Annotated in this window: 18 protein-coding genes; 8 read left to right on the plus strand and 10 right to left on the minus strand. The window is 39.9% G+C overall.

What is annotated here, in order from left to right:
* Nucleotides 1-83: 83 nt before the first annotated feature.
* From WNY98_RS17695 to WNY98_RS17705, 3 genes are all read right to left on the minus strand, one after another.
* Nucleotides 84-698 (minus strand): YigZ family protein, encoded by a 615-nt coding sequence (locus WNY98_RS17695; RefSeq protein WP_197186265.1) that lies wholly within the window; start codon nt 696-698, stop codon nt 84-86.
* A gap of 88 nt (nt 699-786) precedes the next feature.
* Nucleotides 787-2109, minus strand: a complete 1323-nt coding sequence (pepQ, locus tag WNY98_RS17700; protein WP_024599951.1) for a Xaa-Pro dipeptidase — start codon at nt 2107-2109, stop codon at nt 787-789.
* Between the two features lie 277 nt (nt 2110-2386).
* Nucleotides 2387-4273 (minus strand): transglycosylase SLT domain-containing protein, encoded by a 1887-nt coding sequence (locus WNY98_RS17705; RefSeq protein WP_342878559.1) that lies wholly within the window; start codon nt 4271-4273, stop codon nt 2387-2389.
* Between the two features lie 193 nt (nt 4274-4466).
* On the opposite strand from WNY98_RS17705, the gene fadB reads away from it, so the two are divergent.
* The 3 genes from fadB to tusA all read left to right on the plus strand — a co-directional run bounded on the left by fadB (nt 4467) and on the right by tusA (nt 8317).
* Entirely contained in the window at nt 4467-6626 is a 2160-nt protein-coding gene (gene fadB / locus WNY98_RS17710; protein WP_024599953.1) for a fatty acid oxidation complex subunit alpha FadB, read from the plus strand.
* A gap of 4 nt (nt 6627-6630) precedes the next feature.
* Entirely contained in the window at nt 6631-7800 is a 1170-nt protein-coding gene (fadA, locus tag WNY98_RS17715; protein ID WP_024604770.1) for an acetyl-CoA C-acyltransferase FadA, read from the plus strand.
* A 277-nt stretch (nt 7801-8077) separates the two neighbouring features.
* Nucleotides 8078-8317, plus strand: coding sequence for a sulfurtransferase TusA (gene tusA, locus WNY98_RS17720; RefSeq protein ID WP_007377644.1), 240 nt, complete (start codon nt 8078-8080; stop codon nt 8315-8317).
* A gap of 192 nt (nt 8318-8509) precedes the next feature.
* On the opposite strand, the gene WNY98_RS17725 is transcribed toward tusA, so the two are convergent.
* The 7 genes from WNY98_RS17725 to dnaA all read right to left on the minus strand — a co-directional run bounded on the left by WNY98_RS17725 (nt 8510) and on the right by dnaA (nt 18204).
* Nucleotides 8510-8959, minus strand: a complete 450-nt coding sequence (locus WNY98_RS17725; RefSeq protein ID WP_342878568.1) for a hypothetical protein — start codon at nt 8957-8959, stop codon at nt 8510-8512.
* A 75-nt stretch (nt 8960-9034) separates the two neighbouring features.
* Nucleotides 9035-11104, minus strand: coding sequence for a glycine--tRNA ligase subunit beta (gene glyS, locus WNY98_RS17730; protein ID WP_342878560.1), 2070 nt, complete (start codon nt 11102-11104; stop codon nt 9035-9037).
* Between the two features lie 2 nt (nt 11105-11106).
* The gene (gene glyQ, locus WNY98_RS17735; RefSeq protein WP_007377648.1) at nt 11107-12009 is read right to left on the minus strand and encodes a glycine--tRNA ligase subunit alpha; all 903 of its coding nucleotides are present in this window, start codon (nt 12007-12009) and stop codon (nt 11107-11109) included.
* A gap of 140 nt (nt 12010-12149) precedes the next feature.
* Entirely contained in the window at nt 12150-14576 is a 2427-nt protein-coding gene (gene gyrB / locus WNY98_RS17740) for a DNA topoisomerase (ATP-hydrolyzing) subunit B (protein WP_024599958.1), read from the minus strand.
* Nucleotides 14577-14588: 12 nt separating this feature from the next.
* Nucleotides 14589-15683, minus strand: coding sequence for a DNA replication/repair protein RecF (gene recF / locus WNY98_RS17745; protein ID WP_024604765.1), 1095 nt, complete (start codon nt 15681-15683; stop codon nt 14589-14591).
* Nucleotides 15684-15698: 15 nt separating this feature from the next.
* Nucleotides 15699-16802 carry a DNA polymerase III subunit beta gene (gene dnaN / locus WNY98_RS17750; RefSeq protein WP_024599960.1) on the minus strand — a complete coding sequence of 368 codons (1104 nt, stop codon included), beginning with the start codon at nt 16800-16802 and terminating at the stop codon, nt 15699-15701.
* A 13-nt stretch (nt 16803-16815) separates the two neighbouring features.
* Entirely contained in the window at nt 16816-18204 is a 1389-nt protein-coding gene (dnaA, locus tag WNY98_RS17755) for a chromosomal replication initiator protein DnaA (RefSeq protein WP_010555148.1), read from the minus strand.
* 518 nt (nt 18205-18722) lie between these two features.
* Between dnaA and rpmH the strand changes: the two genes are divergently transcribed.
* From rpmH to mnmE, 5 genes are all read left to right on the plus strand, one after another.
* Complete coding sequence (gene rpmH, locus WNY98_RS17760; RefSeq protein ID WP_004335215.1) at nt 18723-18857, plus strand: 50S ribosomal protein L34; 135 nt, start codon at nt 18723-18725, stop codon at nt 18855-18857.
* Nucleotides 18858-18864: 7 nt separating this feature from the next.
* A complete protein-coding gene (rnpA, locus tag WNY98_RS17765; protein ID WP_007584204.1) occupies nt 18865-19287 on the plus strand; it encodes a ribonuclease P protein component in 423 nt (140 codons plus the stop codon).
* A 129-nt stretch (nt 19288-19416) separates the two neighbouring features.
* The gene (yidD, locus tag WNY98_RS17770) at nt 19417-19692 is read left to right on the plus strand and encodes a membrane protein insertion efficiency factor YidD (RefSeq protein WP_024599961.1); all 276 of its coding nucleotides are present in this window, start codon (nt 19417-19419) and stop codon (nt 19690-19692) included.
* A gap of 8 nt (nt 19693-19700) precedes the next feature.
* Nucleotides 19701-21338, plus strand: a complete 1638-nt coding sequence (yidC, locus tag WNY98_RS17775) for a membrane protein insertase YidC (RefSeq protein ID WP_170072868.1) — start codon at nt 19701-19703, stop codon at nt 21336-21338.
* Between the two features lie 166 nt (nt 21339-21504).
* Nucleotides 21505-22869 carry a tRNA uridine-5-carboxymethylaminomethyl(34) synthesis GTPase MnmE gene (gene mnmE / locus WNY98_RS17780; protein WP_007584209.1) on the plus strand — a complete coding sequence of 455 codons (1365 nt, stop codon included), beginning with the start codon at nt 21505-21507 and terminating at the stop codon, nt 22867-22869.
* Nucleotides 22870-22995: the final 126 nt, after the last annotated feature.

A 22995-nucleotide genomic window follows, 5' to 3' on the forward strand; every position in this document is an offset into this window, starting at 1 on the left:
TTTATTATTAGTAAATTCAGGCTGAGTAGTATCAACCAAATTAAATAGGGTCAGTATGCATTACATGCAATTTGTCTAGGTTATTACTCTTTAATAGTTAACTCAACTGCGCCGTGACTTAAATCAAAAATATCTTTGATTGCTTGCTGAGCTTCGCGGCTATCTATTGTAATCACCCATTCAATATTAGCAGTAAATTGCTTATCAATATTAAGCACTTGATACTTTGTTTTTAATAACTGCTCAATCGCACCTTGCATGCTGTACTCGCTACTCCCTGTAATTTCAACACTGGGAACTTTAAGCACTGTTTGCAATTTTACTAATGCATTATTTAATGAGCCACCATAAGCACGTACTAATCCGCCTGTGCCTAATTTTATACCGCCAAAGTAACGTGTGACCACAGCTGTGATTTCGCCAAGGCCTGAACCCACCAGTACATTTAACATAGGCTTTCCTGCAGTGCCGTTTGGTTCACCATCGTCCGAAAAACCATAAACATGACTACCACCGGGGTTGCCTGCTACATGTGCCCAGCAGTTATGACGCGCATCGCTATACTTGTCTTCAATGCTTTTAATAAATGCTTTGGCTGAATTTAAATCGGGGGTATGTGCAATGTGGACTATAAACGTACTTTTTTTAATCTCTTCTTGGTGAAAAACGTCAGCAGCAGGATATTTATATTCAGACATATTTTAAACTTGTAAAAAGGGGGCCAAAAGGCCCCTTTAAGTAATGTACGTATTTTAACGTGTATAAATTAATTAGTGTTAACTAGAATTAATCGAGTTCTAAATTACGCGTCATATTCTCTAGGCTATCTTCGTGAACAATAATGTTATCTTCAATACGAATACCGCCAAATGGTTTGAATGACTCAACCTTTTCCCAATTAATAAACTGTTTATTATCGGTTTGCGCTAAATCACTAAGCAGTGAATCAATAAAGTATAAACCGGGTTCAATAGTAAACACTTGGTTTTTTTCGATCAGGCGAGTACAACGCAAGAACGGATGCCCTTCAGGCGATGGCTGATGCGTGCCCTTTTCGTCACTCATAAAACCGCCCATATCATGCACTTGTAAACCTAGGTGATGCCCTAGTCCATGCGGGAAGAAAGTAGAGGTAATTTTACGCTCTACAATTTCCTCAGCGGGTAGGTTAACAATTTTAAAGTCACTAAGTATTTGTGCGATACGGTTATGGCATTCAACGTGTAAATCACCATAAAGCATACCCGGCTTCAAACCTTTACCTAGTTCGATTTGTTGAACCGTCATAGCTTGTACAAGCTCGGCAAACTCACCCTGCTTTTTAAAATCATACGTACGAGTAATATCAGCGGCATAACCGTTAAAGTTTGCACCGGCATCTATTAAAAATGAGTTATGTGTTTGTGGCGCTTTTGGATCAAAGTGCGTGTAGTGCAAAATAGCGCAGTTTTCGTTAAGTGCAACAATGTTGCCATACGGCATTTCATTTTCGCTTTGACGTGTAGCCATTAAGTACGCTTGCTGAATATCGAACTCACTGCCGCCATTAAAAAATGTATCGCGTGCAGCTTTATGTCCATCTACTGCAATGCGGTTAGCGTTGCGTAAACACTCAAGCTCGTACTGCGTTTTATAAGCGCGGTGGTAATGAAAATAGTTAAGTACAGGCTCTGGATTCATAATACTAAAACCAAGTGCTTGTGCTACTTCAATGTACTCACCCATATAAGCGTACTTAGCTTTATCGTATGGTAATAACTTTTCAACTTGATCAGGTTGCAGTAATAGCTCTATATCAAAGTACTCAGCCCAAAAGTCGCGAGGCTCATCTGGCACTTTATGCCAAAAATCTACCGGGCGATAAAATATTAGTTTTGGCTTGTCGCTACCATTCACCACAATCCAGCAATGAGGATTATCAATAACCGGTAACCACGCTTTAAACTGTGGATTAACTTTAAATGGATAATACATATCATCTAAAAACTGGCGCTTAGCTTGGCCTGAATGAATTACTAATCCTTCTAACCCTTCGCTATTACAAATTGTACGAGTACGCTGTTGCAGTGTTGCAATATGTTCGGCGTATAAAACGGCTAATTTATCCATTGTTAATCCATCTGTTAAATTTAACTTGCTCTGAGTCTACCACTTATACCAATTGCATTAAATTAATGATCTATTATAGCGATAAGAAAATAGCTTAATAACAAGGCTAAAATTATGATACATAGTTGTTCTATATAAATAATTTTTAACGTAGTTATTGAGTTATTTAATACGCTAGAATGATCATGTTTTAATAAAATTGGTATTATCCGCAAAGCGCTCAAAAAAGGGGATATCTAAACGCATTAAATATCCCCCTACTTTAAACTTATGTTTACTAACCGCCCATTTTCATTTCCAGTAACGGTGCGAGTACATTGCCCTCTCGACCCATTCTAGTATGGTAAACCTGTCTATACGCAAATACATTTTTTACGTAATCACGGGTTTCACGGTACGGAATAAGCTCTACCCATAACTCAGCCGGAATAGCTTCATCAGGCAACCAACGCTTTATACGATGATACCCTGCATTATAAGACGCCGTAGCCAGCACTTCGTTACCGTGGTTTTTCTTTTTCAAGTACTGTAGGTAACTCGTACCCAACCTAATATTTGTTTTAGGTTGATATAAACGACTACTCGTGACGCTGCTTTTATTTACATAGTCCGCCGTACTTGGTAATAACTGCATTAGACCACGCGCATTAGCATGCGAGCGAGCATCTGGTGCAAAAGAACTTTCACGCCTTGCAATAGCAATACTCCAGGCAACATCTATTTTACTGCGCTTACTGTAGCGCTCAAATACATCTTGAAACGCAAATGGAAAGCGTTGCTCTACGTTATCCCATGCTTTAATTTTTGCTAAAGTAAAAATAGTACTGTCGTGCCAACCGAGATCGGTAGATAGCTGTGATGCTGCCAGCTTTTCTTCATCGCTAGACGTATCCGTTAAATAATTCCACTCCCGGCGCGCCGACGTAAAGCGCTCAATATCATAAAGTGCTTTTGCACGTTTAAAGCCTGGCGCACTACTTACTTTATCTACAAGCATTTGATCAACAGCTAAAGGTTGATTATTTAAATCAACGGGCAACCCCAAACGAGCTGCTGCTAAAAAGCCGTAATAATCACGATTAGCCGCTACTTTTTTCCAAATATCGTCTGCTTTTTGCTGCTCACCACGTTTAGCATAGCTATAAGCTAACCAATATTGCTGGCCAAGACTTAAGTTTTCTTTACCCGTAAAAAACGCAGCTATCCCTTCCCAATCTTGGATTTTAAGCATATTGCCCAATTGCCACTGAATAAGCTTGCTGTCTAGTCGCTCTTTTGGCACTTTATTTAGCCAAAAGCTCGCTTGTTTATGCCCGCTTGAAGCAAGTGACAATGCAAAGGTGTAATACACACCCGCTTTTTCCTCGTCACTGTACTTAAATATTTTTTCTAACTTTTCCCACGCCTTCAAAGCAAGCTCTTTATCGCGCCATATTAGACGCTTAACACCATAAAGTGCTATTTGGCCTTCTTTAGCCGACTTATTTTTATATCTATATAATCCAGCTGCAGCGCTTGGATCTTTACGTACTTTTAAATATAAATCTCCTAAGTAGCTTTCATTTTTAGGTAACAGCGTTTTTAAATAAGGTAATAAGCTTTGCGTACCGCCATCTGCAGCGAGTGTAACGCGCTTCCAAACGATTTCTTCTTTCATGTAGCCTTTTTTGCGCCACTGTGAAAACAAACTATCGCACTCGTTTGGCTGCGACTTACCCACAGCCCATAGGTCAGTTACCTGATTAAATATTGCTTTTTCAGGTGCGCCCAAATCCAGCTGAAAATCTAGATAAGTACAGGTAAGCCCAGTATTAGACGTTTCACGATAATTACGAATATAAGCTGCTTTTTTGTTTTTCTTTTTTAAATACTCTAACCACGCTTTGCGTACCGGCCACTCAAGCGGAGTATGTTGATATATGTTTAAATAGTCTTCTATTTCTGCTTGATACTTAATATTTGGATGGCGCTGCCAATATGTTTTTTCAACGTAAGGTTTCAACGGATGATTTAAGCCACTAACCGCTTCTTTAAAGTCTTGATAGCTTCCGTACCTTACTTTTTTTTCGGCATCTAAAAATGCCTCGTTATCGATACTTGCCTCGGCAGAATAAAGAGGGAAAATGAATGCAGCTGCCGCAACCCTTAATAAATATTTTTTCATAATGTCCTTTAATAAAAAATTAAAGTAGTGAATAAAAACTTTTCAACCACCTTAGCACCAAACCAGCTATATTTTAACCAGTCGATTGTAACCGAGTTAAATTTTTCGTTGCATTTTTAATTTAAAGCAAGCACACTGATTGAAATGCAAACTCATCGTACCAGTCTTAGTTCGTCAACTAGGGAGAATAATAATGTTATATAAAAGCGATTCCTTTGAAGTTAGCTTCCTAAAGGAAAGCATCGCCGAGTTTAAGTTTTGTGTTGCAGGTTCTGTAAACACACTATCTCAAAAAACTCTTTCAGATTGCGCAGCAGCATTAAAAGAATTAGCCGCCAATACTGATATTAAAGGCATGATTTTTACCAGTGATAAAGAACACTTTATTATTGGTGCCGATATCTTCGAATTTTTACCTACTTTTACTAAACCTGAAGAAGAATTAGTAGTGTGGATCAAAAACGCAACCGACGTTTTTGATGCGATCGAAGATTTACCATTTCCCACTCTAAGCGCTATAAACGGTATGGCACTTGGCGGTGGTTGTGAGTGGGCACTTGCTACCGATTATCGTGTGGCAAGCGAAACAGCTAAAATGGGCCTACCAGAAGTTAAACTTGGCATAATGCCAGGGTTCGGTGGCACAGTGCGCTTACCACGTATCATTGGCGCCGATAACGCAATGATGTGGATTACCTCAGGCGCCGAAAATCGCGCAGCAGATGCCCTTAAAGTAGGTGCGTTTGACGCGGTAGTTAGTGCTGACAAACTTTTAGAATCAAGTGTATCAACACTTGAGCTAGCGATTTCTGGCAAGTTAGATTGGCAAGCAAAACGCAACGTAAAACTACAACCACTTAAATTAAACCGTGTTGAGCAAGGCATGAGCTTTGCTATGGCAGAAGGTATGGTAATGGGTAAAACCAAAGGCCACTATCCTGCACCGGTTATGGCTGTACGTACTATTAAAGCAGCGGCAAACTGTACTCGCGATGAAGCAATGGCAATCGAAAACGCTAACTTTGCTAAATTAGCACGTACACCAGAAGCAGCTGCACAAACAGGTATTTTCCTAGCTGACCAATACATTAAAGGTAAGGCACGTAAATTTGCTAAGCACAGCGATGTCGAAATTAAGCAAGCCGCTGTATTAGGTGCTGGTATTATGGGAGGCGGTATTGCATACCAGTCTGCTTATAAAGGCACGCCTATTATAATGAAAGACATCCAACAAGATGCACTTGATTTAGGTATGGGTGAAGCGTCTAAGCTATTAGGTGCAAAAGTTAAGCGTGGCCACATGCCAATGGAAAAAATGTTGGCAACACTTAGCAAAATTAAGCCAACACTTAACGAGTCAGATCTACAAAGTGCCAACATTATTGTTGAAGCCGTTGTAGAAAACCCTAAAGTTAAGCAAGCAGTACTAGCGGATCTTGAAAAAAACATGCCAGAAGGCACTGTACTTACTTCAAACACATCAACTATTTGTATTGATTTACTAGCCCAAGCGCTAGATAAGCCAGAAAACTTCTGTGGTATGCACTTTTTCAATCCAGTGCCAAAAATGCCATTAGTAGAAATTATCCGTGGTGCAAAAACATCAGATAAAACTATTAATGCAGTAGTTGATTACGCGCTTAAATTAGGTAAATCGCCAATTGTTGTTAACGATTGCCCAGGCTTTTTTGTAAACCGTGTTTTATTCCCTTACTTTGCAGGTTTTAGCAAGTTAGTGGTTGAAGGCGCTAACTTTGCAAAAGTAGATAAAGTAATGGAAAACGTATTTGGCTGGCCTATGGGTCCGGCTTACTTACTTGATGTTGTAGGTATTGATACAGCATTCCATTGTACTGGCGTCATGGCTGACGGTTTCCCTGAGCGTATGGCTCGTGCGGATAAAGACCCTGTAACTATTTTTGCTAACGAAAAACGTTTTGGTCAAAAGAACAAAGCCGGTTTTTATAAATACGAAACAGATCGTCGCGGTCGTCTTAAAAAGTCTCATGACGAGACAGCAATTGAGCTACTAAGCCCAATTACAGACGCACCAAAAGAATTTGATAAACAAGAAATCATCGACCGTTGTATGATTCCAATGATCAACGAAGTGCTACTTTGCTTGCAAGAAGGCATTGTTGCCTCGCCGCAAGAAGCAGATATGGCATTAGTTTACGGTGTTGGTTTCCCTCCATTTAGAGGCGGCGCGTTCCGTTACTTAGATCAAACTGGTTTAGCTAACTTTGTTGCAGCAGCAGACAAATACGCTCACCTAGGTGCGATTTACCAAGTATCTGAACAAACTCGCAAGTGGGCCGAAGAAGGTCGTGTTTTCTATAAGGTGGAAGGTTAATATCATGAATAATCCAGTAATTGTAGATTGTATCCGCACACCAATGGGTCGCTCTAAAAGTGGTGTATTCAAACATAAACGTGCTGAAGACTTAAGCGCACATTTAATGAAAGGCTTACTTGATCGCAACCCAGCAGTTGATCCAGCATCAATTGACGATATTTATTGGGGTTGTGTACAGCAAACATTAGAGCAAGGCTTTAACGTAGCACGTAACGCAGCATTACTTGCCGGTATCCCACACAGCGTACCTGCTGTAACGGTTAACCGTTTATGTGGCTCTTCTATGCAAGCATTGCATGACGCAGCACGCGCAATAATGACAGGCGCTGGCGACACTTACCTAATTGGTGGTGTTGAGCACATGGGCCACGTACCTATGACTCACGGCAACGACTTTCATCCAGGCTTAGCAACATCAATTGCACAAGCGTCTGGCTCTATGGGCTTAACAGCAGAATACCTTGCAACACTTCATGGCATTAGCCGTGAGCAGCAAGATGAATTTGCTTACCGTTCACATCAACGTGCACAAGCTGCCACAGTTGAAGGCCGTTTCCGTCGCGAAATTTTAGCAATGGAAGGTCACGATGCAGATGGTTCGCTTATCTTAGTTGAAGACGACGAAGTAATTCGCCCAGAAACAACAGTAGAAGGTCTATCAAAGCTTCGCCCTGTATTTAATCCTGCATCGGGTACGGTAACAGCCGGTACGTCTTCTGCACTTTCTGACGGCGCATCTGCAATGTTAGTAATGAGCGAAGAAAAAGCAAAAGAACTTGGTTTACCAATTCGTGCGCGTATTAAAGCAATGGCAGTCGCTGGTTGCGATCCATCAATTATGGGTTACGGCCCAGTACCAGCAAGTAAAAAAGCACTTGCACAAGCCGGTATTACAATTGATGACCTAGGCGTAGTAGAACTTAACGAAGCCTTTGCAGCACAATCATTACCTGTAATGAAAGATTTAGGGTTAATGGATGTTGTTGACGAAAAAGTGAATTTAAATGGCGGCGCAATCGCACTTGGTCACCCACTGGGTTGTTCGGGTTCGCGTATTAGCACATCGCTTATTCACTTAATGGAAGACAAAAATGTACAATACGGTTTAGCAACTATGTGTATTGGTTTAGGCCAAGGCATTGCAACTGTATTTGAACGTGTTCAAGACTAATTAGTTTAAACATGTAAAACCATCTTGGTGATTAAAAAGGCGAACTGATTTTATTCAGTTCGCCTTTTTTATTAGCTTCAATTTATGAAAACGACCTTTATCAAACAAGCATGTAACAGCGTAATTATGTGATCGGGCGTATTATTAAATAAAGCATTTTGAAACTGCTAAAAGCATTAAGTAAAATAGTTAAATTACATTTGAAATTGCGTTAAACTGCCAAACTTATTAATTGCTATACCTAAGCAATCACTTTAATTAAACAGGCCAATTTATTATGAGCTTTGATAATCCCGATCACCAATTAGATGCCATAGGCCTTCGCTGTCCAGAGCCAGTAATGATGGTACGTGCTGCTATTCGTAAAATGAGTGATGGTGAAACGTTATTAATAACTGCTGATGACCCATCAACAACTCGCGACATTCCGAGTTTTTGTACGTTTATGGATCACACGCTGGTGGCTAAAGATGCAGAAGAAGCACCGTATAGATATGTGGTGAAGAAAGGGCTTTAAAATAACGTAGGTTGAGTTTTGCGAAACCCAACGTATTTAATAACCACCAAAATAGTTTTATTCGCCACACATGTTGGGTTTCGCTTCACTCTACCCAACCTACGAAACCCCTTGGTGTTAATGCTGAATAAACACTACAACGTCCTTGTCACAAATCGATTAATTCACTCGGGCAGCTTTATAATCCAGCTATCACTTCTTCGTTATCGTTACTTGTGGCTTGTCGTAGTCACTGTAGTCAATACTTACTATGTACGTGCCTTTTATTGCAGGTGTGAAACTAAAGTAGTTATAAATAGTATTACAGTCTGCGATAGCTGGCTGGCCGAGTGTTAGGCTTTGCCCCTCTGGCTGTTCGTCGCTATAACCACAGTTATAACCTTCGCTAAAATCGGCATCTGCTATTTTAAATTCGTACACTTTACCAGGGCTAGAAAATTTAACTTCTGCTTGATAAAGCGCAGGACCAACTGGCGAAAACTGATACTGAGGTTCAGCGTCCCAAAGCGTAAAGTCGCCTCTTAGATAAATTGTTTTATCTAGCTCTTGCTGTGGCAATACATCGTTAATCGAAATTTGGCTTGTACAGGCAGTAAGTAAACCAGCAATTGCTAAGGTTAAAATTCGTTTCATAGAAATCATCAATGGGGTTTCCTTTGCATACAGTGAAAACTAAAAAGCCAGCAAAACGCTGGCTTTTAAAATTGCTAATCGGTGTTATTTTTGTAAAACAGAAATATCTGCAATACCTAAAAACAATCCGCTTAACTGGCTTAATAGCGCAAGACGATTTTGCTTAACTGCTTCATCGTCGGCCATAACCATTACGTTGTCAAAAAAGTTATCAACACTTTGTCGAATACCTGCCAATTGGCTTAATGCTTCTTGGTAGTTTCCATCTGCATAAAGTGGTGCAAGGTCAGTGGCAAATTTTGCTACTTGTGATGCCAATACTTTTTCAGCGTCGTCGCTTAATAAGCTCTCATCAACACTACCTTGGCTGGTAATGTCGTTTTTAGCTAGAATATTACCTACACGCTTATTAGCTGCTGCAAGCGCTTCTGCTGCGTCTAATGTGCGGAAGTGACTTACGGCCTTAACACGGCGATCAAAATCAACAGGTTTAGTCGGACGACGTGCAAGCACAGCTTGAATTACGTCTACTTCAATTCCTTCGTCTTGATACCAAGCACGAAAGCGCCCTAGCATAAATTCAAATACGTCAGTTGATACATTTAAGTTAGTTAGCTTGTCGCCAAATAATGTTTGCGATTTAGCTACTAGGTCTAAAATATCAAGTGGTAGTTCTTTTTCTACCATAATGCGAAGTGCACCAATAGCAGCACGACGAAGCGCAAATGGGTCTTTGTCACCTTTAGGTGCTTGGCCTATACCAAAAATACCCACCAGCGTGTCAAACTTATCAGCAATCGCTACTGCGCAGCTAATTAAGTTTGTAGGTAAGTTGTCGCCTGCAAAGCGTGGCATGTACTGCTCGTTTTGTGCTATGGCTACATCTTCGGCTTCACCGTCGTGGCGAGCGTAATGCATTCCCATTACACCTTGTACGTCGGTAAATTCCATTACCATTTCTGTCATTAAGTCAGTTTTACTTAATAAGCCTGCACGCTGTGCTAGCACTTTATCAGCACCTAATTGCTCAGCAATATAACCTGCAAGCTCACTAATACGCTGAGACTTATCTTTAAGCGTACCAAGTTGTTTTTGGAACAATACGCTATCAAGCGATTCTAATCGGCTTTCTAGTGTTTTCTTTTTATCTGTTTCAAAGAAGAACTGTGCATCTGCTAAACGCGGGCGCACTACTTTTTCGTTACCAGAAATAACTACACTTGGATCTTTACTTTCTATGTTAGATACAAACAAAAACTTATTTAAAAGTTTTCCGTTTTGATCTAATAACGGGAAATATTTTTGATCGTCTTTCATGGTGTAAATTAACGCTTCGGCTGGTACATCTAAAAATGCTTCTTCAAATGTTGCCGTTAAAGTAACTGGCCACTCTACAAGTGATGTTACTTCTTCTAGTAAATCTTCATCCATTGCAACAACAGCATTAACTGCCTTTGCGGCCTCTTCTATTTGCGTACGAATTTGCGCTTTACGTTGTTCGTAATCGGCAATAACGTAAGCAGATTTAAGTACGTCAAAAATGTCATCCGCATGGTTTATGCCAATTTTTTCTGGGTGATGAAAACGATGACCCTGAAGCTGATTAGTTATTTTCTTACCAAGGATCTCGCCTTCAAGTAGCTCATCACCAAACAAAATAGTTACCGTATGCACAGGACGAATAAATTGTGTTTTATTCGCGCCCCAACGCATTGGTTTAGGAATTGGTAATTTAGCTAACGCTTTAGTAATTGCACCTGTCATTAGCGATTTGGTTTCTTGCCCTGCTACTTTAGCAATGTGCAATAACCATGCACCTTTGTCTGTTTCGAGTGTTTGTGCGTCTTTTACTTCAATACCACAACCACGTGCCCAGCCCATTGCTGCTTTTGTTGGGTTACCGTCACCGTCAAATGCGGCTTTAGTCGCTGGACCACGTTTTTCAACTTCTTTGTCTTGTTGTTTAGCTTCAAGCGCTTTTACTTGTAAACCTAAACGACGAGGCGATGCATACCAGCTTACGCCTTGGTGTGCTAATTCGAGTGTTTCTAGCTCTGCTGTTAAGTTTGCAGCAAAAGCTTCTGCTAATTTACGCAGTGCTTTTGGTGGCAACTCTTCGGTGCCAATTTCTACTAATAAATTTTGTGCTGACATACTTACTTATCCTTACACAGCGGGAAACCAAGCGCTTCGCGTTTGTCATAGTAACTTTGTGCACACGCTTTTGATAACGCACGAACGCGTAAAATATAACGTTGACGTTCGGTTACCGATATTGCGTGGCGCGCGTCTAGCAAGTTAAATGCATGCGATGCTTTCATTACTTGCTCGTAAGCCGGTAGTGGTAAGTTTGCTTCAATTAACTTTTGGCTCTCTGCTTCACATTTATCAAACTGAGCAAATAAGTCTTCTACGTTTGCGTGTTCAAAATTGTAAGTAGACTGCTCTACTTCATTTTGATGGAACACGTCGCCGTAGGTTACACGCCCCAGTGGACCGTCTGCCCATACTAGGTCATAAATACTATCTACGCCTTGAATGTACATTGCTAAACGCTCTAGGCCGTAAGTAATCTCACCTGTTACTGGTGAACACTCAATACCGCCAACTTGTTGAAAGTAGGTAAACTGCGTTACTTCCATGCCGTTTAACCAAATTTCCCAACCTAGGCCCCACGCACCTAACGTAGGTGATTCCCAGTTGTCTTCTACAAAGCGAACTTCGTGAGTTAGCGTATCGATACCCATAGCCGCTAAAGAGCCTAAGTAAAGCTCTTGGATGTTATCTGGCGATGGCTTTAAAACAACTTGGAATTGGTAGTAGTGTTGTAAGCGATTTGGGTTTTCACCATAGCGGCCATCCGTAGGACGACGACAAGGCTGAACGTACGCGCTCGACATTGGCTCTGGGCCAATAGACTTTAAAAATGTTTGCGGGTGAAATGTCCCGGCGCCCACTTCCATATCAAGTGGTTGAATAATGACACAGCCTTGCTGCGCCCAATAATCCTGTAAAGCCAGGATCAAACCTTGAAAGGTTTTTACGTCATATTTTTGCATATTTGGCTTTTAACTATCTAAGAAGTAGCGTGAAAATTACCCTTAGTATACCGTGTGTACACTCAGGTTTTAAGCAGTTTGTGTAATTGAAAAAATAAAAAAGGAGCCATTAGGCTCCTTTTTCAATGTAAGTAATATTTTTACACGTCTAGGTTAACTACACGTAGTGCGTTATTTTCAATAAACTCACGACGAGGCTCAACTTGATCGCCCATTAAGGTTGCAAATAATTGATCCGCGCCAACAGCATCTTCAATAGTTACTTGCAACATACGACGAGCACTAGGATCCATTGTTGTTTCCCACAGCTGGCTAGGGTTCATTTCGCCTAGTCCTTTATAGCGTTGAATATAGATCCCACGCTTAGATTCTGTGATCAACCATTCCAAAGCATCCACAAAGTTATCAACAGGTTTTGTTTTCTCACCACGTTGAATATATGCACCTTCACTAAGGATGTTTGCGATATGAGTACCAGTCACAGCAATGCGTTGGTAGTCACGTGACGCAATAAAGTCATAATGAAGTACGTGCGCTTTATCAACACCGTGCTGACGAATATTCACAACCGGGTAATACATATTACGCTCAGTGTCATGCTCTGTACCTGCATGGAAAATAGTCGCATCTTCATCACGTTCAACTAGGTCATCAACTAACTCTTTTGTCCAAGCAATTACTTTCGCTTCGTCAGAAAGGTCATCCGTTTTTAACTCTGTTTGATAGATTAAGCGTTCCATTACCGTGTTAGGGTATTTACGTTTTAAACGCTCAATTACTTTAACTGTGTTTTGATAATCGTGAACGATTTCTTCTAGTGCTTCACCTTCAAGAGCTGGTGCATCTGTACTTGCATACAACGCAGCACCATTAAGAGCTAGCGATGTTAGGTATTCAACTAATGCAGGGTCATCTTTAATATAACGCTCTTGCTTACCTTTTTTCACTTTATAAAGTGGTGGTTGAGCAATATAAATATAGCCGCGTTCTACAATTTCAGGCATTTGACGATAGAAGAATGTTAATAGTAACGTACGAATATGAGAACCATCCACGTCCGCATCGGTCATGATGATGATACGGTGATAGCGTAATTTCTCAGGATTATATTCGTCACGACCAATACCACACCCTAATGCAGTAATTAGTGTTGCTACTTCTTGTGAAGATAACATTTTATCAAAACGTGCTTTTTCTACGTTTAAGATTTTACCCTTAAGTGGAAGAATAGCTTGGTTTTTACGGTTACGTCCCTGCTTGGCTGATCCGCCAGCAGAGTCCCCTTCCACTATATATAGTTCAGATTGGGCAGGATCTTTTTCTTGGCAATCAGCCAACTTACCTGGTAAACCAGCTAAGTCCATTGCACCTTTACGACGAGTCATTTCACGGGCTTTACGCGCCGCTTCACGAGCACGTGAGGCATCAATAATCTTACCTACAACAATTTTAGCATCAGTTGGGTTTTCTAATAAAAACTCAGTGAATTTTTCAGCCATTGCTTGTTCAACTGCAGACTTAACTTCACTTGAAACTAGCTTGTCTTTAGTTTGTGATGAGAACTTAGGATCAGGAACTTTTACACTAACAACAGCCGTTAAGCCTTCACGGGCATCATCACCGGTAGCATTACTGGTTGTTTTAGCTTTTTTGTTAAAGCCTTCTTTTTCCATGTAGTTATTAAGTGTACGTGTTAGCGCTGATCTAAAACCGGCTAAGTGAGTACCACCATCACGTTGTGGAATATTATTTGTGAAACAGTAAATGTTTTCTTGGTATGCATCATTCCACTGCATTGATACTTCAACGCTAATACCATCTTCTTCACGTTCGTGAGTAAAATGGAATACACCTTTATGTATAGGTGTTTTATTACGGTTTAAGTATTCAACGAAAGCTTGAATACCGCCTTCGTATTTAAAGTGATCAGATTTATTTTCTTCACGTTCATCATTTAAAATGATGCTCACACCTGAATTTAGGAATGAAAGCTCGCGTAAACGCTTAGCTAAAATTTCGTAATGAAAATCTAAGTTTGTGAATGTTTCACCACTTGGCCAAAAACGTAATTCAGTGCCCGTAGTTTCAGAGTCACCAATAACAGCTAGAGGTGCATCTGGAACGCCCATAGTGTAAAACTGCTCATGAAGTTTACCTTCACGGCGAACTGTAAGTTTTAGCTTTTCTGAAAGTGCATTTACAACAGAAACACCAACACCGTGTAAGCCACCTGATACTTTATAAGAGTTATCATCAAACTTACCACCGGCATGAAGTACCGTCATAATAACTTCGGCTGCTGATACGCCTTCTTCTTCATGGATAGAAGTTGGAATACCACGACCGTTATCTCGTACTGAGACAGAACCGTCTAAGTGAATCGTTACATAAATATCATCACAATGACCTGCTAAGGCTTCATCGATCGAGTTATCAACGACCTCAAACACCATGTGGTGTAAGCCTGTGCCATCATCGGTGTCCCCAATATACATTCCAGGACGCTTTCTTACTGCGTCTAATCCTTTAAGTACTTTAATACTCGACGAGTCATAATTCTCAGACATGGTTAATCCCACTTATCTTGTTATTAGGTTGCCATGTTTCACGTGGAACATTTGTAGTTCTCGTTGCATGGGTTCCACCACAGCAGAAATACTTTCAGACAAAATTGAAGAGATAAAAATTTGAGAACTGCAGTGAGCAAGTAATTGTCCCACTTTCTCTTTTGTATCTTCGCCTAACTCTGAAGGTAGATCATCTATTAGCAATATAGATTGCTTATCTGTCTCTGACTCAATTAAGCTATTTTGCGTAACTTTTAACGCATACAATAATAGCTTCAATTGACCGCGTGAGAATGTATTCTCCACGCTGTTGCCAGCGACACTAAAACTAAAATCGGCCTTATGAGGGCCTTTACTCGTAAACCCTTGGCGAGCATCTCGCTCAAAGTTTTGCTCTAACGCATCTGCAAGAGATTCGGTCTCTTTCCAGCCTGCGTTAAAGGTCATTTCTAAATCACGTACAAGCGTTAATTCTGCACACATTTTATCAAAAAACTGCTGCTTAAACCTACTTATATACGCCAATCTTAATTTATTTATTTCTTCAGCCAGTCTAACAAATTCTTTGTCCCAAAACTTAATTTGGTCAAAATAATTCTTAGGCTTAGTTTTTAACAATGCATTACGCTGTTTAAGTACTTTATTAAACGATTGCCACAAAAAAAAGAACTCATGTTCCACGTGGAACAAACCTAAATCTAAAAACTTTCTACGCTCTTTCGGCCCACCAAAAAATAAGGAGTAACTCTCTGGTGTAATAATTTGTACTGGCATGAGTTGAGCTAGTTCGGATATTTTACGGCTCGCTTTTCCTTGGATTTTTAAATTAGTTTCACCCGTTTGAGTTTTGCTAATGCCAATAGGAATAGATAAGTCGTGAATTGTTTTGCGCCCGTGAATTACAAACTGCTCATGCTGATGCGCGATAATACTTTTGTGTTTTGGAGTACGAAAAGATTTGCCGTGAGAAAGGTAATAAATAGCCTCTAAAAGGCTGGTTTTTCCGCTGCCATTTTCACCATAAATTATATTAACGCCATTGACTGGTTCTAGCGTCAGTGCCTCAATATTACGAAAATATTTGAGGCTCAAATGACTTAAGCTCATTATGTATTTATAATCTTATAAACGCATAGGCATAACAACATACATTGCTTCTTCATCGCCTGCACCTTCAATTAATGCACTGCTATTTGAGTCAGCTAATGTAAATAGTACGTCTTCTGTTTTTAGTGTGTTTAGTACGTCTAATACGTAAGACACGTTAAACCCGATTTCTAGGTCAGCACCTTCGTAACTTACTTCAACAACTTCTTCAGCTTGTTCTTGCTCTGGGTTGTTAGCCGTAATTTTTAATAAACCGTTTGATAAGTTTAAGCGTACACCACGAAACTTTTCATTAGATAAAATAGACACTCGTTGAAACGCATTTCGTAACCATTCACGGTTAGCTGTAATTACCTTATCCCCACCGCGTGGTAATACTCGACGGTAATCAGGAAAGCGCCCATCAACTAGTTTACTTGTAAATGTAAACTCAAGATCGATGATACGAATATGGTTGGCACCAAACTGAATTGTTACCAATTCGTCGTCAGCGACCATAAGACGCATAATTTCTTGCACACCTTTGCGAGGTATAATTAGCTGGCGCTGCGTATTAAGCGATTGCGTTAATTGCTTTTGCGCTATAGCCAAACGGTGACCATCTGTCGCCACTGTTTTTATATCGGTATTATCTACTTCAAACGACATACCATTTAAGTAATAACGTACGTCTTGATTTGCCATTGAAAAATGCGTGCTTTCGAGTAACTTACGAAGCTCTAAGCGAGTAAGTTGAAATTCAACCTCTCCATCCCACTCTTCTAAATTAGGAAAATCATCAGCAGACAAAGTCGTTAATGAAAAACGGCTTTTACCACTAGTTAAAAGTAATTGATGCTCTTGCAAGCTTAAAGTAATGTCTGAACCATCAGGTAGACTTTTACAAATATCGAGTAACTTTTTAGCGGGTAACGTTAGTTTTGTATCGGCAATATCATCACCTACAAATACACCAGAAACTAGTTCAATTTCAAGGTCAGTACCCGTCATTGAAAGTTGTCCGTTTTCTACCACTAACAATACGTTAGATAAAATTGGCAACGTGTGTTTGCGCTCTATTGCGCCAGACACTTGCACCAATGGCTTTAAAAATTGTTGTCTTGATATTGTTATTTGCATAATAAAGTCAGCCCTAAGATGACAATGTTCTTATTAAATTTTGGTAATCTTCTTTAATTTCGTGGCTTTCGTCACGTAGTGATTTTATCTTACGACATGCATGTAATACGGTCGTATGATCGCGTCCACCAAATGCGTCACCAATCTCAGGTAAGCTGTGATTAGTTAATTCTTTAGATAATGCCATAGCTACTTGACGCGGCCTCGCTATAGAGCGGCTGCGGCGCTTAGATAACAGATCTGATATACGAATTCGATAGTACTCAGCAACAGTGCGCTGAATATTGTCTATGGTAACCAGTTTATCTTGCAAGGCAAGTAAATCGCGTAGCGCTTCTTTTACAAAGTCGATAGAAATTGGACGACCCGTAAAGTTCGCATTAGCGATTACACGGTTAAGTGCACCTTCTAATTCACGTACATTCGAGCGTAATTTTTTTGCAATAAAAAAGGCAACTTCGTGTGGTAAGTTAATCTTACTTTGCTGGGCTTTTTTCATCAAAATAGCAACACGCGTTTCAAGCTCTGGTGGCTCAATCGCGATTGTTAATCCCCAACCAAAACGTGATTTAAGCCTGTCTTCAACGCCTTCAATCTCTTTAGGATAACGGTCAGAGGTTAAAATAATTTGTTGGTTGCCTTCAAGCAATGCATTAAAGGTATGAAAAAACTCTTCTTGTGAACGCTCTTTGTTAGCAAAAAATTGAATATCATCAATCATCAATGCATCAACACTACGGTAATAACGCTTAAATTCTTCTATCGCATTATTTTGAAGTGCCTTTACCATATCTTGAACAAAGCGTTCTGAATGCATGTAAACAATTTTAGCATCTGGCTTATTTGCCATAATGCCGTTACCTACTGCATGTAATAGGTGAGTTTTACCTAAACCAGTGCCACCGTATATAAATACAGGGTTAAAAGCAGAGCCAGGATTGTCGGCAACCTGTGTGGCCGCAGCTTTTGCTAATTGGTTTGATTTACCTTCAACAAAGCTATCAAAAGTATAGTTTTCTTTAATGTTAGATTTGTAACCTGACTTAGGTGCAGGTTCAACAACTGGCTTTTGCTCGCGAGGCTGTTGTTTTGCTGAAGCGTGTGCACTTGGTGCCGATTGAGTTTCTATAACCGGTGCAGCTTGTGCATTTAATAAAGGTTTACTACCTACATCAAAACGTAGTTTTGGTGCTTCAACACCACAAATTTCTACTAGTAATTCGTTAATTCTATTTAGGTACTTTTCTCTCACCCAATCAAGCACAAAGCGATTAGGTGCATAAATCGTCAAGGTATCTTCGGTACTTTCTGCTTGTAGCGGTCTTACCCACATACTGAATTGCTGCGAAGGCAACTCATCTTGCAATACATATAAACAACTTTGCCAAACCGACAGATACACAGTTAAACTCCCAGAGATATAATTTTTATTCCCGCACATCATTAATGATTGTAAATCATACATTTATTGCGTTCAAATGGTCCAATAAGCGACCCAAGACCGCGTATTATGAAGACACTTTATCCACAAGTAAAAGATTGATTTTTATAAAATTGTTGATATCGATGTATAAAATCATTAACAAGCTGATTTAAAACAGTTTTTATTTTAGATCCTGAGAGGAGATCATAACAAAATAACACCAAGATCGCGAACCAAATTTACGATCCAATTTACTTTTCCCCCGCTTTTATTCACTTTTTATACAAGGGCTGTGGAAAACTTCTTATTTATGATGATCCTAACAGATCGCCTTATATGATCTCTCATATAGTAGTAGATGGGTTATATACCCTTAACGTAATTATGATTGACTTTACATTACTTACACTATAATATCTCGCGCTCGCAATGGCACCTATGCCAGGATCGCGACCTGTATAGGATGTTTTAACTTTAACCGATCGGATGAGATTGTTATGAAAAGAACTTTTCAACCTAGCGTTTTAAAACGCAAACGTGCACACGGCTTCCGTGCTCGCATGGCAACTGTAAATGGCCGTAAAGTATTAGCACGTCGCCGCGCTAAAGGCCGCAAAGTTCTTTCTGCTTAATTTATAAGTGGAAGACTTTAGCTTTGGCAGGGAGTTACGTCTGTTAACTCCCTCGCATTACTCTCGCATATTTAATGAACCCGCTCGGGCTGCAACTCCTTTCTTTACTCTATTAGCTAAACCAAATGACCAAGAAAAACCTCGGTTAGGTCTTACTGTTGCTAAAAAACGTGTAAAAAAGGCATGCCAACGAAACCGTATTAAACGTCTCGCTCGCGAAAGTTTTCGTTTAAATCAACACAGCATCGATAATATTGATATTGTGCTTATGGTCAAAAATGGTATTGATGAGCAGTCTAATGAAGAAATAACCAAACAACTTACTAAATTATGGCGAAAAATTAACGAACGCTGTAAACCAGGTGCACCTAAACCGCCACCTTTTAAGAAACGCCCAAACAAATCAGCTAAATCTAATAAACAAACCTAATTGCAATAGAATTGCAGGGTTAATTAATGTATCTTTAGCTCACCTTTTAATCATGCATTTAAATTTTCTAATTGAGTCTTTAAACACATGATATCTATCTCACTAAACTTAAGTAGGGGCATAAACATCATGAGGTTACTTAAACCACTTGTTGCTTTACCGAAGTTTTGTTTAGTGTTATTTATCCGCGGTTATCAAAAGTGGATTAGCCCGCTGTTAGGTCCGCATTGTCGTTTTAATCCAACCTGCTCTAGTTATGCAATTCAAGCAATTAATTTGCATGGGTTTATAAAAGGTAGTTGGTTAGCTTTAAAACGCATACTAAAATGCCATCCTTTACATTCAGGCGGAGACGACCCCGTTCCTGAAAAATTAACCCATATTAACCACCAACACGAGAAATAAGAGCTGTTATGGAATCGCAACGCACGTTTTTATTAATTGGCCTAATGCTAGTGTCGTTTTTATTGTTCCAAGAATGGGATAATGATTACAACAAGCCTAAAGTCGATCCAAGTGCCACAACACAAACACTACAAGCAAATTCACCAGAGTCGGATGATTATATTCCTTCATCGTCAGATTCAGAGTTACCTGCTTCAGCAACTTTAGCTAAGCGTTCAGTTATTGAAATTACGACTGACGTTTTTAAAGTTAAAATTGACACCAAAGGCGGTGACATTGTTGAAACAGACCTTCTTCAATACGAAGAGACAAAAGGCAGTGAAACGCCTTTTATGCTCCTTGGTGAACTTATTGAAGGTAGACAATACTTTTCACAAAGTGGCTTAATTGGTTTAAATGGCCCTGACGGATCAGCGAATGGTCGCCCTACTTATAGTACCGAACAAAAGTCATATACCTTAACGGGTGATGTGCTTCGCGTTCCACTTCAGTTTACTGATAGTAATGGTGTTAATTTTACTAAAACGTATGTATTCAAAAAAGGTCAGTATGACGTAGGCTTAGAATACAAAATTAACAACACCACCAGCACACCTCTTCAAGTTCAGCTATACACGCAAATTAAGCGTACTGTACAAGAAAAAGGCAGCATGGTTGATCAAAACTATTTAGGTGCTGCATACGGTACTGATGAAGAACCTTACGAAAAGTATAGTTTTTCTGATATGGCTGATAAAAACCTAAATAAAAGCACACAAGGTGGCTACGTTGCATTTATACAGCATTACTTTGTAAGTGCTTGGGTTCCAATGCAGGATCAATCAAATACTATTTATAGCTTAATTACGAAAAGTAATGCCGCTATTATTGGTGCTAAAGACCCTGCTGTTAATATTCAAGCAGGTAGTGAGCAAACACTAACTGCTACTTATTATATGGGCCCGAAAGAATCAGATATTCTTGAAGCGATTCACCCAGACCTAGACTTAACTGTAGATTACGGTTGGTTATGGTTTATTTCGCAACCTTTATTTGTATTGCTAAAATGGTTACACAGCATTTTAGGTAACTGGGGTGTAGCAATTATTGCCATCACTATTATCGTAAAATCGTTAATGTACCCGCTAACTAAAGCGCAATACACTTCAATGGCAAAAATGCGTGCCCTACAGCCTAAAATGGCAGCTCTTAAAGAAAAGTTTGGTGATGACCGTCAAAAGTTCGGCCAAGCAACTATGGAAATGTACAAAAAAGAAAAAGTTAACCCTATGGGTGGCTGTTTCCCTATTTTGCTACAAATGCCAATTTTCTTAGCCTTGTTCTACGTATTCTTAGAGTCTACTGAACTTCGCCATGCTGAATTTATTTTTTGGTTAACTGACCTTTCTGCACAAGACCCGTACTACGTATTACCGATATTATTTGGTGCGAGTATGTTTGTGACGCAAAAGCTACAACCTATGACGGTTACTGATCCAATGCAGCAAAAAATGATGACCTTTATGCCGGTTATCTTCTCTGTATTCTTCTTATGGTTCCCATCTGGTCTAGTTCTTTACTGGTTAGTGTCTAACCTTATTTCTATTGTCCAGATGTTAATCATCTACCGTGGCATGGAAAAGAAAGGAATTAAAGTAAGAGGCTAATTGCCTATACCCAAGCCACATCAAGATGGTTTGAGTATATTACTTATATAAAGGCGACTTCGGTCGCCTTTTTTATTGCCTGTTTTTCACCACAGCTATTCGCTACCAATAAATCGATAGGTTACAATACGGGCATAAAGTTACTCACCGTTGGTAAATTAATAGCATGATCAATCAAGATACAATTGCAGCACAAGCAACAGCACCTGGACGTGGTGGTGTTGGTATTATTCGCGTTTCAGGTAGCCTTGCTAAAAGTGTCGCCGAAAAAGTAGTAGGTAAAATACCTAAAGTCCGCTACGCCGATTATGTGCCATTTAAAAGCCTTGCTGGCGAGCAACTTGATCAAGGTATTGCCATTTACTTTGCAGGCCCAAACTCATTCACTGGTGAAGACGTACTTGAATTACAAGGCCATGGCGGCCCTGTAGTGCTGGATATGTTACTTAAAGAAATTAGTAAAATAGAGGGCGTTCGTTTAGCAAAGCCTGGTGAGTTTTCTGAACGTGCATTTATGAATGACAAGCTTGATTTAACACAAGCAGAAGCCATCGCCGACTTAATTAATGCCACTAGCGAGCAAGCCGCTAAAAGCGCCCTACAGTCTCTCCAAGGTGAATTTTCTAAGCACATAGAAACACTCGTAGAAAAAGTAATTCACTTACGTATGTATGTAGAAGCGGCAATAGATTTTCCTGATGAAGAAATTGATTTTTTATCAGATGGTAAAGTGTCAGGCGACTTAGACGCTATTATTACTCAGCTTAACACTGTAACCAATCAAGCCAAGCAAGGCAGCATCATGCGCGAAGGCATGCGTGTTGTTATTGCAGGTCGCCCTAATGCGGGTAAATCAAGCCTGCTTAACGCTCTAGCCGGTCGTGAAGCCGCAATCGTAACAGAAATAGCCGGTACCACTCGGGACGTACTACGAGAGCATATACATATAGATGGTATGCCACTGCATATTATAGATACAGCAGGCCTACGCGAAAGCCCAGACAGAGTAGAGCAAATAGGTATTGAGCGTGCGTGGGATGAAATAAACCAAGCCGATCGCGTTTTATTTATGCTTGATGGCACTGATACTATAGATACAGACCCGCACAAAATTTGGCCTGAATTTATGGCAAAATTACCAGAAGGTATGGGGGTTACGGTCATCAGAAATAAAGCTGATTTATCGGGCGACATAGTAGGAATGGAGCAAGAGCAACAATACCCGGTCATTAGCTTAAGTGCTAAAAATGCTGACGGCATTGAACTCGTTCGCGAGCATTTAAAAGCTTGTATAGGCTTCCAAGGCGCAACAGAAGGTGGCTTTATGGCCCGTCGCCGTCATTTAGATGCACTAGAGAGTGCTGCGTATCATTTAGAAACGGGTAAAACACAGTTAGAAATGCACATTGCTGGTGAAATACTCGCTGAAGAACTGCGTTTAACACAGCAGTATTTAAACGAAATAACTGGTGAATTTACCTCAGACGACTTACTTGGCAAAATATTTAGCTCGTTTTGTATTGGTAAATAAACACACTATTACAGATATATTTTTATTATAAGAGCACTTAGGTGCTCTTTTTTTATGTAAAATATTTCATTTTAAAATATGTATTTATACACCTGATGCCTGCAAATTACTGCCAATAAAATCATA

The organism is Pseudoalteromonas sp. AS71, assembly GCF_038900275.1.
In the GTDB taxonomy this organism is placed as follows: domain Bacteria; phylum Pseudomonadota; class Gammaproteobacteria; order Enterobacterales; family Alteromonadaceae; genus Pseudoalteromonas.